10 protein-coding genes are annotated in these 14,875 nt (G+C 66.3%); 5 read left to right on the forward strand and 5 right to left on the reverse strand.

Annotated elements, in window-relative coordinates:
* Positions 1-14 precede the first annotated feature (14 nt).
* The 5 genes from AKJ09_RS40495 to AKJ09_RS40515 all read left to right on the forward strand — a co-directional run bounded on the left by AKJ09_RS40495 (position 15) and on the right by AKJ09_RS40515 (position 6,425).
* Entirely contained in the window at positions 15-1,334 is a 1,320-nt protein-coding gene (locus tag AKJ09_RS40495; RefSeq protein WP_146653182.1) for a hypothetical protein, read from the forward strand.
* A 24-nt stretch (positions 1,335-1,358) separates the two neighbouring features.
* Positions 1,359-3,335, forward strand: a complete 1,977-nt coding sequence (locus tag AKJ09_RS40500; RefSeq protein WP_146653183.1) for a zinc metalloprotease — start codon at positions 1,359-1,361, stop codon at positions 3,333-3,335.
* 108 nt (positions 3,336-3,443) lie between these two features.
* Positions 3,444-4,355 (forward strand): DegV family protein, encoded by a 912-nt coding sequence (locus AKJ09_RS40505; RefSeq protein ID WP_146653184.1) that lies wholly within the window; start codon positions 3,444-3,446, stop codon positions 4,353-4,355.
* 128 nt (positions 4,356-4,483) lie between these two features.
* Positions 4,484-5,914, forward strand: a complete 1,431-nt coding sequence (locus tag AKJ09_RS40510) for a PAS domain S-box protein (protein ID WP_146653185.1) — start codon at positions 4,484-4,486, stop codon at positions 5,912-5,914.
* Positions 5,915-6,059: 145 nt separating this feature from the next.
* The gene (locus tag AKJ09_RS40515) at positions 6,060-6,425 is read left to right on the forward strand and encodes a hypothetical protein (protein ID WP_146653186.1); all 366 of its coding nucleotides are present in this window, start codon (positions 6,060-6,062) and stop codon (positions 6,423-6,425) included.
* Positions 6,426-6,451: 26 nt separating this feature from the next.
* Here AKJ09_RS40515 and AKJ09_RS40520 read toward each other — a convergent pair whose 3' ends face one another.
* From AKJ09_RS40520 to AKJ09_RS40540, 5 genes are all read right to left on the reverse strand, one after another.
* Positions 6,452-7,582 carry an alpha/beta hydrolase gene (locus tag AKJ09_RS40520; RefSeq protein ID WP_146653187.1) on the reverse strand — a complete coding sequence of 377 codons (1,131 nt, stop codon included), beginning with the start codon at positions 7,580-7,582 and terminating at the stop codon, positions 6,452-6,454.
* A gap of 87 nt (positions 7,583-7,669) precedes the next feature.
* Entirely contained in the window at positions 7,670-8,080 is a 411-nt protein-coding gene (locus AKJ09_RS40525; RefSeq protein ID WP_146653188.1) for a hypothetical protein, read from the reverse strand.
* Positions 8,081-8,156: 76 nt separating this feature from the next.
* Positions 8,157-10,100 carry an IgGFc-binding protein gene (locus tag AKJ09_RS40530; RefSeq protein WP_146653189.1) on the reverse strand — a complete coding sequence of 648 codons (1,944 nt, stop codon included), beginning with the start codon at positions 10,098-10,100 and terminating at the stop codon, positions 8,157-8,159.
* Between the two features lie 9 nt (positions 10,101-10,109).
* Positions 10,110-12,203: an IPT/TIG domain-containing protein gene (locus AKJ09_RS40535; RefSeq protein WP_169928260.1), complete on the reverse strand. Its 2,094-nt coding sequence runs from the start codon at positions 12,201-12,203 to the stop codon at positions 10,110-10,112.
* A 79-nt stretch (positions 12,204-12,282) separates the two neighbouring features.
* Entirely contained in the window at positions 12,283-14,766 is a 2,484-nt protein-coding gene (locus AKJ09_RS40540; protein ID WP_146653191.1) for a DEAD/DEAH box helicase, read from the reverse strand.
* Positions 14,767-14,875 lie beyond the last annotated feature (109 nt).

Consider the following 14,875-nt stretch of genomic DNA (forward strand, 5'->3'; position numbering starts at 1 on the left):
TGGAGAGCGCGCACATGGCAACGCAGCAAGCAGGTACGAGCAAGGCGAACCGGCTCGAGACGCTCCCGAAGCGTCCAACGGTGGCGCGAGCAGAGATCATCGACAAGGCAACGCGAACGCGGTTCGAGTCCGAGCTCGACGCGGCACTCAAGCGGCGCCCGACGAACGAAGTCAAACTCGCGGGCGCGCTTCGCGCCGTAGCCACGCTGAGCCCTGCGCTTCGCAACGCGCTCGCCGAGGCCGCGCAGACGATGGTGCGCCGCGGTTCGTACACGCGCGAAATCTACAGTGGCTGCATCCGAACGCTTGCTGAGGCCGACGACCGGCGCGTGCCGGCGCTCCTCAAGACCGCGCTCGCGGCCGAAGATGCAGGCGGCAACGCCACGCTGAGCGCGGCCTCGTTCTGCACGGACGCGTCGCTCACGGCTCCGCTCGCGAAGCTCGCGGCGAGCCAAAAGGGCCATCTCGCGTTCGGCGCGGAGACCGCCCGCGTGTGCCGTCGTGAATCGAACGGCGCGCGTCTGTCGGCGATCGCGCCGATGATCAAAGAGAGCCATCGCATCGCTCTTTGCGTCGATCTGTTCGTGCCGCTCGTTCGCAGTGCGCCCGTGCCGGTTTACGTTGGGCCGGCGCTCGCCGTGCTGCGTGGTGCCGAACGCCATCTCGGTCGATGGCTCGTGCTCGCCGACGTCGCCGCGAAGTCGGGCGATCCTGGGCCGCTCCAGGAAGCGACCGCAAAGGCGCAAGTCGGGCCGACCAGCGCCCGCGCCGCCTGGTCGCTCGTGGCGTGGGCCCTCCAGCAGACGCATGCGAGCGTGACGCCGGGCGCGCCCCCCGTGGCGCCGCCTTCCACGCGTCCGACCGTGGAGCTGGTCGCGCGCTTGTCCGACCGCCCGAGCGCCGATCGCGACACGACGTTCCTCTTCCGGATGGCCCGCGCACGCGCCACGAGCTGCAAGCCGATGCTCGAAGGCCTCGTGAAGGGCACCCCCCTCATGGACGAGGTTTCGGTTCGCGCCGCCTCGTACCTCGCGCGCGACCACGCACGAGAGGACATGAAGGATGCTCTCCTTGATTGTGCGCGCAACGCCAAACGGGACGAGCTTCGTGGTCTCGCCGTCGCTGCTCTCTGGGACACCGGAGACGCCAGCGCACGTCAGATCGCCCGTGATTTGAGCGACGAACTCGTCACGTCACGTTGCATCTCGAGCGTGGCTTGGGGTGCACTCGTGCGTGCCGCGAGCGCGAGCACGGCGTCCGCAAATGGCTCCTCGGACGATGTCGTCGTTGCCGAGACCCCGTTCCGATGGGTGCAGTGGGGCTGGCTCGAATAGCCCGCGTCGCCTAAAATCGGTCTGTTGCGCATCGGTCGAATCGCCGGGGGTACAACAGTCACGCACGTCAAACGCGCCGCCGCGCTCGTCGTGGGAGCGTGCGTACTCTCTCATTCTCCGGCGTCTGCGCAGGTCCCTCGGTTCCGCACGGAGGGCAGCACGAGTGTGCAGGGGAGCGCGCCATCGGGGCCCGCGCCGTCCGCGGCGAAGTCGATGGGCACCACGCAGTCGGGACCGGTCGGCAGCCTCGACCGCGTCGTCCTCGTGGCCGATCGCGACGACGACGACGCCAACGGAATTCCCGACGGAGAAGAGGCGAAGCTCGACACGCTCGCTCGCGTCGATCTCGTCACGCTCGATCCTCGCTTCACCGGCGCCACGATCGTGGCGGGCGCAGGGAAGGACAAGGCGCGCCTCATCGTCGACGGAAAGCCCGTTGTTTGGGGAGCGCGTCTGCCTCGCGGTGCCCAGCTCCAGGGGCTCGCACCCGGCCACGTGTCCGCCGTTGCCAGGCTCGGCGATCGCGAGTGGCCGCTCACGATCGAAGTGCACGGCGTCGGGCTGCGTGACGGCAAGAACGCCGTCGTGGATCCGACGCGTCAGCACGCATCGATCGACCGCACGCCTCCCGGGCGCATCAATCCGGACGACGCCGATGCCACGTTTGCCGACGAAGACGCGCTGCGAATCGTCGTGAGCTCTCCGGAAGGGGCTTCGCTCGGAAAGATCTCCGTCGAGTCGCTCTCGGCCGACGGCGCCTCGCTCGACACGCTGACCGGCATCAAGCTGACGCCGGCTTCATGCGACGGCACGAGCACCGGGACGGATATCGGGTGCCGCGCGAGCGCACCGATCCGCTTCGTCGTCGACGACGTCGATCGCGCTCATACGCTCGTCTCGTCACGTTCCGTTCGTGCCGAGGTTGGTGGCGCGATCGTGGTTCGAGACGGGGCGGGCAAGAAGCTCCAAGCGATCCGAGTTGCCGGCCCCCGCGCGACACCCGTGGGCCCCATCGATCGCCTTCGGTTGTCCATTCGACCGATCGTCATGCGCCTTGCGCCGGGCAGCGGTCCGGCCGTCGGCGGCACCGACGCGGGAGCCATCACCGCGCTGCGCCAGGAGCTCGCGCTCGCCTCGGCGACGTGGGGCCAGTGCGGGATCACGTTTGGCCCCATTTCCCAGATGGACGTGAAGGTCGTGAACCCGCCACCACCGTATCTCGTGGCGCTCGGTGACGACGTCGGGCTGCCCGCGAGCGGTGGCGAGATCCGGCTGCGCATCGAGGGCAAGCCGGTGAGCTTCACCACGAAGAGCGGCTGGTCGACGAGGCAAGCCGCCCTCGAGCTGCAGCGCGTGGCAACGAAAGCAGGCTTCGGTGCAACGCTCTCCGAGAACGCGCGCATCTCGGCGGGCGCGGCGCCCAGCGTCGATGTCCTGGTAAAGAAGCGCGACGGTCAGCTTGCGTCCGTCGAGCTCGTCTCGTCGTCCGACTCGACGATGGCGGTCACGGTCGGCTCGGTCGACCTAGCGGACGGTCTGCAACACTTCGGCGACACCGACTCCGTGGCCGGAACGCTCGAGGAGCGCACGCTCGTCAAAGCGTTCGAAGACGGCGATCCGCGCACGATCGAGGTCATCGTCGTTCCGTTCTTCGCCGGCGGCGGTCGCATCGGCGAGTCGTTCATCGGCAGTGACGGCTCGAGCATGCGCAACGTGGTCATCCTCGACCGCGCGGGCGTTCGCGCACGTCGAACGAGTCTCACGTTGGCCCACGAGCTCGGTCACGTCATCCTCGACGAGCCCGGCCATCCGGACGATTACGGCATCGACACGCCGACGTTGCTCATGGACTCGGATGCCTCCGACGCGTCACCCTTCGGGCCTCGACGCATCACGATCGACGAGTGTGCTCGCGCCGTGCGGCAGTCGGGACCTACGGCTCGCGTTCCGCTCCTCTCGGCGTGGAAGCTCGGGCCGATGCGCGCGCCCTCTCGTCCGTAAGGTCGAAAGCCGAGCACGGGCGTTCGACGTTTACGTCGTAGACTGCGACGGCGACTTCTTGTCGAGCTCGATCCCCAACGTGCCCCGAGATCTATATCCTCGGTAGACATGCGCATCATCACGAACCCTGGCTCCAACGTCTCGCGTCGAGCGCTGCAGCACTATGGGATCGAGCTGTCGCCTCAGCAGATCGTCGTCGACGGCGTCTCGCACGATACGAGAGAAGAGGTGTCCATCAAGGACATCGATCGATGGGTATGGACGGCCAAGGAGTTCCCTCACGTCGTCGGGACCACGGCTCAGGAGTTCGTTTCGATGTTCGCCTCGGCGAGCACGAAGGACCCCGAGATCGTCGTGCTCCTCACCTCGAAGAAGATCATCCAGACCTACGCCGCCGCAACGGCCGCGGCGCGCACGCTGCAATCACGAGCCGCCACCAGGCATGCGCAGATCAGCATCGTCGACTCGGGGGTGACCGATGCCGCCGTTGGGCTGCTCGCCATCGCGGCTGGCGAGCTCGCGCGTGCAGGCATTCCGCTTCGGACCGTCGAGCGCGCACTCGAGATGCTCGCGTCGCGGTTGCTTTGCGTGTTCTCTCCGGGCGGCTTCGAACATCTCGTGAAAGGCGGACGGGCTTCGTGGCTTCGCGCGCGCGTTGCGACGATGCTCAACTTGCGTGCCCTCGTCGGCTTCTCCGATGGTGAGACGAGCGCGTTCGGCACCATCCGCGCGAGCGAGGGCGCGCGTGGAGCGGTGACGGCCCTCGCCAACCAGTTCAAGACCTCGTTCAATCGGGGCCGCAAGGTCTGGGTGGCGATCATGCATACCGGCGGCGACACGGTCGAACACGCCCATGCACTGCTCGGCGAGCTCTCCGACAGCCTCTCCGTCACGTACACCTACGTGCGGCCGCTCTCGCCGAGCATCTATCTTCATCTCGGCCCGGGGACGATCGGCGCCGCCGTCGTTCCCGTCGACGATCTGCCCTGCGAGCTCCCGACGCCGCCTCCGCTCGCGTGACCACGACGCGGTTTGTTCCGCGTCCAAATATGCGGCGCAAGGTCGCAATGTGTTGCGGAATCAAACAAATCGTTGTCCGATGAAACCGATCGGTAGTTTGCGTTGCTAAACTGCTGAGGCCGGTTTCGATGTCGAACACCGATGAGGTTCATGCGCTCGCTGAGGCCATCCTCGAGGCAGCCCGTGTCGCAGGTCTCGGCGTCACCGTCAGCTACGACGACGGGGTCGCCCTCAGGACGATCTACGCGAACGACGCCGTCTCCGCGATCGCCGGATATTCGGTCGACGAAATGCTCGGCGATCTCTCGATGACGCTCTTCGTGCCGGAGGACCGCGAGAGGATGCAGAGCGTTCTTTCGCGGTGCCGTCGCGGCGAGACGGCGAACGGCACGACGGAGGTCTACGTCGCTCGGAACGACGGCGCGCGCGTCCCTGTCGAGTTGTCGTTCTCGATGGTCCAACTCGGTGGAGAACCTGCCATCGTCACGTTCCTTCGTGACATTCGGGAGCGAAAACAGGCCGAGGAAGCGTTGCGCCGCTCGGAGAAGCGGCTCCGCCAGCTCACCGACGCCGCACCCGATGCGATTGGTGTCGTCCGTGAGGGGAAGTTCGTCTACGTGAACGTCGCGTTGACCCGGCTCTTCGCGCGCCCGATCGAGGAGCTCGTCGAGCATCACGTTGACGAGTTCGTTCACCCTGACGATCGCGATTCCTGCGACGGCTCGTCGGGCGAATTCCGCGTCCTTCATCCCGACGGCCGGGTGATCAACGTCGAGCTCTCGAGCATTCCCATCGATTACGAGGACCAGCCCGCGATTCTCGGGTTCGCGCGCGACACGAGCGAACGAAAACAGATGCACGCCCATCTCGCGTTCGCCGATCGGATGGCAACGCTCGGCATGCTCGCCGCGGGGGTGGCTCACGAGATCAACAATCCGCTCGCGTACGTCGCGCTGAACGTGGAGAGCCTCGCGCGGATGGTGCAGCGCGGCGCGGAGACGGCCGTGGAAGAAGTTGCGGCGGCACGTACGGGCCTTGCACGCGTCGCGACGATCGTGAGAGACCTCCGGAGCTTCTCCACGCCGGTGGCCGAAGAGCGATGGCCCGTCGACGTCGAGGCCGTGCTCGAGTCGGCGGTGAATATCGCCATGCACCTCATTCGCGGGCGGGCGTCGCTCAAACGTGGCTACGGGGCAGCGCCTCCGCTCAAGACCGACCCGGCGCGCCTCGGCCAGGTCTTCCTGAACCTTCTCTTCAACGCCGCGCAGTCGTTCGACGAGGCCGACGAGACGCGCAACGAGCTCACGATGGTCATCGAAAGCCCGGATCCCTGCCAGGTCGTGGTGACCGTGGCCGACAACGGGCCAGGCATTCCCAAAGAGAACCTCGAGCGGATCTTCGAGCCGTTCTACACGACGAAGGACTCGCGCACCGGACTCGGCCTGGCGATCTGCCAGACGCTCGTGACCTCGCTCGGCGGTCGGCTCGAGGTGGAGAGCGAAGTCGGCAAGGGAACGAAGTTCACCGTGCGACTTACCACCCCAGATCTCAGCCTCTGACCGCCTTGGAATGCCGGAGGCGACCGCGTACGCTCGAAGGGTGACGGGCGGGGTAGTCGTAACGGGCGATTCGGGCGCGGAGGCCGGGTTCGGAGCGCCTGCGCGCCCTGATGAAGTTTGGCAGACGGCACGAGGCAGGCTCGTCGTGTCCCATCCCGGCAACGCCGTGATGCTTTTCACGTACGATGGCTATGCGACTGCCGACTTCGTCCCGTTCATCGAGGGCGCGGTCGATCGCGTGCTCGCCACGGGCATGCGTCCGGACGTCTTCATCGACCTCGACCGCATCGAAGGGTACGACTCCGAGTACCGCCAAGCCGTTTCGAAATGGGGCGCACGCACCTACCGCAGACTAGGCGAGGTGCGCTTTCTCGTGCGTTCGCGCATCGTCGCCATGGGCATCGCCGTGTCGAATTTGACGGCGGGGGGCCAGCTGAAGCCCACCACGAAGCGCGCAGAATTTCAGGCGGCCCTCCAATCCGCCGTGGCCCGCCAAGCCGCTCGCGCCTGACGGGCCTCGGTCAGAGCGTCATGTGCTCAATGACGCCGGCACGAGCCCGGAGAGCGCCGGTGCTCGACCATGTCGTTGACCCAGTCCTGGGTATACGCGTGCGCGAGGGGCGCCGAGTAATGCATGTTGATCGAGTGACCTGCATTCGGAACGATGTATTGCGTGAAGCAGGCATCGGCCGGGTAGTTGCTTCCTTCGGTCGAGAGCGTTCCGCTTCCGGTGCACGAGGGCAGGTCGCACGCCAGTGTGTCGTAGTTCCCGGTGACGTTCAGGACGGGAACGTGGATGTTCTGGGTCAGTCCGTACGTCGTGAACTGATCGAACAGGAGGCCGAACGGAACGACGTCTTTCGTGTCCTCGTCGACGCTGATGGCTTGGGAAGATGCGCCAGGGAGGTAGTAGAACATCTCTCCGCGTTTTCCCGGAATGGTCGTCAGATATCCCTGGATGCCCGAGGCGGCGAACTTCGGATCGTACTCTGCGGGATACGCGTAGGTCACCGTGAGAGGCGCGCCCGGCGGGTTTTGAAGGTGGGAAATGCCGGTGAGGACGATGCCGTCCACGTCTCCGTAGATGCCGGCTTCCGTCCACGAGATGTTCGAGCCGAACGAGTGTCCGACCAACACGATCTTGTCGAAGTGAATCGGGTGACCGGTCGCGTCCGTGGCCGACCCATTTCGAATGGCCGTGACGATCTGGTGAATCGTATTGGCACTTTCATGGACCGTGACGAGCGGGCCCGGCGGGTGATCACTCGCCCCGTGACCGAGCCGGTCGAGCGCGATGGTGGTGTATCCGGCAAGGTTCGCGTGACGAACGTAGGAGTACCAGGCGGGCTTGTAAGGGAAGTTCCAGTACGTGCGGTTGTATGACGCACCGTGAATGAGGATTTGTAGCGTCCGATTTTGTCCGAATCGAGGTTTGCATATCTCGCCGGCGATTCGGTAATTGCCAGGCGCGCCGTCGAGCGTGACGTTGAAATTGACCTCGTCGCACGACGAATTCCAAGCATCCCCGTCGGCCGACGCCGCCGGCGCAACGACCATCGTCGTGAGTCCGACGAGGGCCGAAATACCCGTCAAAAGGCGGCTGTTCTTGCCAGTTCGTGAAGAAAGCTGACACGGCTCGGGCACATCACACGTTCGCGATCGACCCATATGTCCTCCGACTTCCGTTGCCCCGCCCAAGCGCCCGCGTCGTCTCTTCCAAGAAGAAACGGGCTCTCCCTCCAACGTTAGCCGATGCTAACGATTTGAGTTCGACGCACAAGAAACAACGGTGGCACTCAGCGGCGTGCCGCGCGTTTTCCGCTCGAAAGCACCGGTCTTGTGGCGCTCGGCTTCGCTTCGCTCCGCTCGCTTGTCGGTCTTCTGGCGCTCGGCTTCGCTTCGCTCCGCTCGCTTGTCGGTCTTCTGGCGCTCGGCTTCGCTTCGCTCCGCTCGCTTGTCGGTCTTGTGGCGCTCGGCTTCGCTTCGCTCCGCTCGCTTGTCGGTCTTGTGGCGCTCGGCTTCGCTTCGCTCCGCTCGCTTGTCGGTCTTGTGGCGCTCGGCTTCGCTTCGCTCCGCTCGCTTGTCGGTCTTGTGGCGCTCGGCTTCGCTTCGCTCCGCTCGCTTGGGTTGGCGGGAGGGGCGAAGCGGGCGGGCGATGGGTGTCAATGGCTACGCGGTGTGTCGTTCGACGAGGAATGGCGGGTGCGAATTTGGATATGAGATTCGCCCCGAAAGTCGTGAATCAATTCGGGTTGATCTCGCGAAGGTCGGTGCCGGCGGCGTAGGCGTAGCTCACGAACACGTCGAAGCCGTACACGAGCACACCGACCGGGTAGTCCGATTGCACGTGATGGACGCCGTCGTTCTGACGTCCTGGCGATACTTTGGGCGGGTCCACGCTCGAGTCGACGGCCGGAAACGAGAGCTGGCAGCGATAGACGAGGAAGGGCGGCGTGTCCGACTTGCGCGTCTTGGCGTCGAGCCCATCGGCGGGCGCGACCTCGCAAACCTTGCCGTCGACGAGCAAGCCGTCGATGTACACCTGCGCCGCGTACGGCGCCGTCACCACGAGGAAGTCGAAGGCGTATTTGTCGGGGGTCAAAAGGACGTAGTCGTTACGCCACTGCTCGACCGGCGCGACCATCGTGAGGCTCGGATCTCCGCCGGGGAGCTTCTTGAAAACGCCCGCGGCCTCCTGGCTCGCCTGCACGTCGGCCATGAGCACGGGGTTGTCTGCTTCGACGAGGAAGTCCTGGTAGGCCGCAATCGTGCGGCTCGCGCCTTCACCCACGAGCTCGAAGCTGTTGAGGGGCGCGGGGAGGGTGGTGGTGACCTTGGTGGTCCCGCTGCGTGTGGAGACGATGCGATAGAACTCGGGCTCGTTGAAGTACGAGATCGCCGCTCCGGCCGCCGCGATAGCCTTGGTGCGGTTGGGAACGCGACCGGCCACGTAGCGTTTGCCGACCGCCCGAAGCGGGGTGAGCTGTGTTTCGAGATGGTCGGCGCAGCACGAGCGCTGGGCGATGTTGCTGAAGTACGGCGCGTCGCTCGCTTCGCTGCCGACGTACACGGCGATGGGCTTCGTGGCATCGATGAGCGAGCCCGTGAAGTCGGCGTTGAAGTTGCCCGTCTCGAGGTTGAGCACCTCGAAGGGTTGGAGCACGACGTCGAGCGTCCCGCCCTTTTCGACGCCGTTCGGGACGGGGCCGCCGGGCACGATGCGCGCCGTGGTCGTCACTTTGACCCGCGTGTCCGGTGTAGTGCCGACGATCGTGAGGAAGGCCCGAAGGTCGATCCCGAAGTCTTCGGCGGAGTTCTCGCTCCGTGCGAGGGTCTGCGGCCACGCGGCGACGATGTACGATCGTCCGCCATTGCCGCCCAGCGCGGCCGTGGGTAGCAGAAGCGAAGCGTCGTTCGAGAAGACGTTGATGTTCTCGAGGGGATTGAACTGATAGGCGACGATCGGAACGTCGGACCGGACACGGAAGGCACCGCGCGAGAGCGCCGTGTTCGTGCCGGTGTTGAACGTACCGGGCGCCGAGCCGTCGACCTCCTTCGGTCCGAGCTTGAAGACCTCGAGGCTCTGGGGGTTCACGCGCGCGGAAGCGATCGTGCGAAGGGCCTGCGGCTGGCCGATGGCAGCGGTGTCTTCCTCGACGATGACGGTGGCCACGAGGTCGGGCTGCACGTTGGACACGACGATTGCGTACTGCTGCTGGGCAGCATTGCCCTGGCTCGTGACCGCGTTGTCGAGGTCGACACCCCAGTACTCGCAGCCCACGTTGGAGTGCTGGCGCGTGGCGTCGTCACAGAGCTGGTGGCACGCGCCATCGCGGCAGGCGATGCCCTTCGTGGCGTCGCACGTCTCGCTCTTGGTCTTCGATTGCCCGTCTTCCGAGCAGTGCTGGACGTCGAAGCCGTCGCACGACGCGGAGTTCGGCAGGCAGGGGGTGCACTTGAGGAGACTCGGTGCGCAGACCTGGCCGCGGGCAGCGCAGTCGTCGATGGTGACGCGCTTGCCGCCTTCGCATCGTACGAGCGCCCCCACGCATTCAACGACGCCCTCCGTGCACGGAACCGCCCCCGGATCGGGAACGTCACGGTACGAGGGGTCGAAATGGCAGGAGGCCGTCGCGAGGATTGCGGCGAGAGCGAAGGCTCCGGTGCCCAGAGAGAGCCACTTCATGAACGCAACTCAGTAGACGCCGTTCTGCGCGTCGAACGCGTAGGCGTTCCAAACGCCCTTCGCGAGTTGACCGCTGCGAAGCCGGCCGTAAGAAAAGCCATCGATGCGTGCAACGTACACGGTTGTCGAGATCGCGCCCGGGAGCAGCCCGACGTAGTCGTCGCCCGGGAGCTGAGAGATGTCGGGAAGGTCGAAGGACGTGACGCCGCCCGGCGCCACGATAGTCCAACTGACGAGGCCTCCTTGCGAGGCGATATCGATGAGCGAAAGGTCCACGGGGCCGTTGGCTCCGGAGAACGCGACGTGCGTGCCGCCCCACGTGCCGGTGCTCGGCTGGCTCAGAACCGGCACTCCGAGGAAGCCACCGATCGCGACCGGATCGTTCGCGTTCGTGGTTCGGATACGGCTCACGACGCTGGCAGGAAGGCCCAGGTTCGAGCCCGAGGCAGCGACCGCGCCGAGCACGTACTGCTCGCCGGCGATCGCGTGGTCGAGCGAAGGAACGCCGACGAAGGGCACGGTGGCGGGGGCAGGAAGCGGAACCACGGAGGTGCCGCGCGGGAGCAACGCATACCCCGCCGCGCCGAGGGTCAGGGCGACGGAGGAGGCAAGTCGATCCGGCCCACGCGGGCCCGGCGCAGGAGGAGCGGGCGCGATCGTGACCTGGTGGTCGAAGAGGATGTCCATCTTGATGTCCACCCCGACGACGCGTGTCTGCGCGGGCACGGACACGCCCCGTGCGATGCCCATTGAATACGGGACGAAGCTCGGCGGGGTGACGCTTCGATCTTCGAGGCCGGCGACGACGTAGATGGTGGCGTTTCCGGGGAATGTGACGATCGAGAACGAGTAGCCGTTCGCGCCCACGTTGTCGGGCGTGATGGCCTCGCTTGCGTCGGGAAGTCTGAACGTGCCGCTAGGCGAGCTGGCGGCTTCGAAGACGTAGGCGGCCTGACGCTCCGTCGGCCTGGTCGGCGCGGGCACGGTCGTCCACGACATCCGTTGGAACTCACCCCCTCCCGGGAAGATGAGCTCTCCGTCGATCACGCCACCGTAGCGGCCCGTGCCACCGCCGCCCGACGGCGGATCGCCCTCGATGCACTTCACGTCGAGCACGGGATCGATGTAGGCCGTGACGGTGTCGACCGGGACGTCGACGAACGACATCGGCTGGTGGCATTTCGCGGCCACCGTGATGGTGACCTTGTCACCGGTGATGCCGCTGATCTCGGTGACACCGCTCGCCGTCGTCTTCTGGACGATGCCCGTCGCCAGCGAGCTTCCCGCGATGGCGAACGCACCGGCGATCGGCGTACCCGTCATCGAGTCGAACGCGAGCACGCGCACGCGTCCGGCGAGCGAGCCGCCGGAGAGACCGCCGCGGTAGCCGTCGGGCGAGTCGCTGTAGGTGAAGGCTTCGCGGGCCTGCGCGCTCGCGCCGCCGAGCGTCGTAACGGTGACGTCCTTCGAACCCGGCGTGCCTTCCGGCGTCACGCACTCGATCTTCGTCGGGCTGTCGACCACGACGTTCGTGCAGTCGACGCCGCCGATCGACACCGTCGTGCCTGTGGCCCAGCTGGTGCCGCTGCCGGTGATCGTGATGCGCGTGCCGCCGCTCGTGGCGCCCGTGTCCGGAGCGACGACGAAGGCGTCGTAGTAGAAGCCGTCCTTGAGGATTCGCTCCTGGGCGGTTTCGTCGTTGCGAATGCGTACGTCGACGAAGCCGGGCGGCCCAGGGGGCGTCACGATGGCCGCGCGCGTGGGGTCGCTGGCCAAGAACGACTCCGGCGACACTTCCGTATCACCGAGAAAGACGCGAAGCTTCGAGGAGAAGCCGCGCCCGTTCATCAATGCGCGCGTGCCGCCCGTGAACGGCCCGTGCGAAGGCGAGAGGCCGCCGAGCGCGAACGGATCGCCGAGGTCGACGTCGGTGCGGGAGAGCCCCGAGTCACCCCCGAGGCTCGTCGAGCCGCCCGATGCGTCCTCGTCCTCGAGGAGTGGCGGCCCGCCTCCGGGTAGACACGCATCGAGGAGCGTCACCAGCGACGCGCAGGCGAGCGCGCTGGTTCCCAGAAAAAGCGTGAGCCGCGGACGCCGTGACACGCGGGAGAGGTTACGCGTGAGCGGGCCTCTCCGCCACATCCGCCGCCCGCTGAGCTAGAGCCTCGAACAATTCGGCGTTCTAGGCAATCCGTCGAAGGAGCTCGATGGCGACGCGCTTTCGGTTTCCGTCCCCAGTGGGGCCGACGCAGGCGGGGCATCCCTCCGCGCAGGGGCAGCCTTCGATGAGGCTCCGGGCGCGGGCCACGAGGGTCTCGCGCTGCGCGTAAATGCGCTCCGAAAGCCCGATTCCTCCGGGGGTGTGCTCGTAGACGAACAGCGTCGGGCTGTAGCCGGCCGCGGGCCCTCCACGAACTTTGCGCGGAACGAAGGCAGGCGTGCCGTTTGCGTCGTCGCGATTCGCCTCGATGCCTTCGAGGTCGGTATCGCCGAGCGTGGTGCCGAGATCGCGCGGATCACACATGAGCGCGAGCGTGGAAACGGTCTCGAGGGCGATGCCAATGCCCCGGAGGCCGTCGACCGCAGCGGCCTTTCCCATGGGGATTTGCGCGCAGACCGTCTCCGGCACCGTCAGCCAGAAGGCCGTGGTGTGCATCTGCATCTCGGGAAGCCTTACGTCGCCGTAACCCGTGTTCTCGTGCGTGTAGAACTTGATCTTCTTGTAGCCGACGACCTTCTCCACGACCGAGACCTCACCCCAGCCCGTGGGCCAGGCGACCTTCGGCTCCGCCTGCTCGGGTGCGGTCTCCGCCATCTGGGAGGTCCCGAACTCTTCGACGACGCTGACCGTCGTGTAGGTCATCGCGTCGGTCCAGTAGTCGGGCTTGACCTTGCGAACGAACGCCTTGTGGTTCTCGTAGTCGAACTTCTCGACCTGCCAGCACTCGCCGTCATGCTGGTAGATGGCCTGCTCGTGCACCATCGTGTGGGCACCTCGCCAGTCGATCTCGGCGAGGGTTTTGTCGTGTTCGGCGTCGATGATGACGACGTTGTCCCAGCCGACCGAACGTAGCGACACGTTGTTCGCCGGATAGGCGTCCGCCGCCCAGTGGAACGTGCCGTTCGACTCGTGGAGCACGCGGTGCTGGACGAGGAACTCGAGCGCGGAGCTCGTTTCTTCGGCGTCGAGCGAGCCATAGCGTTCGCCGCGACGGAAAGGCAGCTCGAAGGCCGCGCACTTCATGTGCTGGATGAGGATCTCGGGGTTGTCCGGATCGATCCGCGCCTCTTCAACGGGCGCCCCGAGCAAGTAGTCCGGCTCGCGCGCGAGGTACTGATCGAGCGGCGCACTCGAGGTAACGAGCACGCAGATGCTCCGATCGCCACGGCGACCGGCGCGGCCGAAGCGCTGCCACGTGGCGGCGACCGAGCCTGGATAGCCGGCGCAAATGACGGCATCGAGCCCGCCGATGTCGATGCCGAGCTCGAGCGCATTCGTTGCCACGACGCAGAGCACTTCGCCTTCGCGCAGCTTGCGTTCGATCTCGCGACGCTGCTCGGGGAGGTAGCCGCCGCGGTAGCCCATGACGCGCGAGGCATCGACGTCGGGCGCGACCTTGTCACGAAGGTAGCGGAGCATCACCTCCACGTTGTTGCGCGACTGGCCGAACACGATGGTGGGGACCTTGCTCTTCACGAGGTCCGTGGCGAGCATGACCGCCTGCTTCACGTAGCTCGCGCGGATGCCGAGCTCCGCGTTCACGACCGGCGGATTGAACATGAACACGCGACGTTCGCCCTGGGGCGCGCCGTTCTCCGTGATCGCCGCGAGGTCGTCGGGATTCTCGATGCCGAAGATGCGCGCGGCGTGCTCGGCAGGATTGCCGATCGTGGCGGTGGCGCCGATGAGAATCGGGTTCGAGCCGTGGAAGCGCGCGACGCGCATCAGGCGACGAAGCACGTTGGCGACGTGGGAACCGAACACGCCTTTGTACGTGTGGACCTCGTCCACGACGACGTACTTGAGGTTCTGGAACGTGCGAGCCCACGCCGTGTGGTGCGGGAGGATGCCCGCGTGGAGCATGTCCGGGTTCGTGAGCACGATGCCCGAACGCTCGCGGGCCGCGCGTCGCGCGTCGCCTGGGGTGTCACCGTCGTAGACGACCGCGCCTTCGGCGAGCCCGCTCGCACGCATGAGCTCGCGGAGGTTGGCCTCCTGATCGCGAGCGAGCGCCTTCGTTGGATAGAGGTAGAGAGCCCGAGCGTCGGGATCTTCGAGCAGTGCGGTGAGGACCGGGAGGTGGAAGCAGTAGCTCTTGCCGCTCGCGGTGGGCGTTGCGACGACGACCGCCCGCTTCTCGTCCGGGCCGCGTCGCGCGGCAACGAACGCCTTGGCCTGGTGCTCGTAGAGCTGGTCGACACCGCGGCCGCGAAGCGCGAAGGCGATCTGCGTGGGCAGGCCCGGCGGGAAGGGGGAGGTGCGTGGCTCGCGTCCCGGCACGGTTTCGTCGGCCGTGAAGCACGGTTTGACGATGTTGCTCGCGAGCCAGTGCTCGAGCACCGCATCGACGCCGCGCTCGCGTTGCCATGGCGCAGCCACGCCGCCGCGAATACGCGAGGGCTTCCTCGGATTGCCTGCATCCCCTGACTTCGTTCGCACGGCCATGCTTCACCTGCGCTTCAGTAACTGTGGCTGACCTGAACATCCAAGCAGGTTCATGGCGCGACGGCAACGTCCAACGGACCCGCGAATCGGATGACAGGGGATTCATCAT

The organism is Labilithrix luteola, assembly GCF_001263205.1.
GTDB lineage: Bacteria > Myxococcota_A > Polyangia > Polyangiales > Polyangiaceae > Labilithrix > Labilithrix luteola.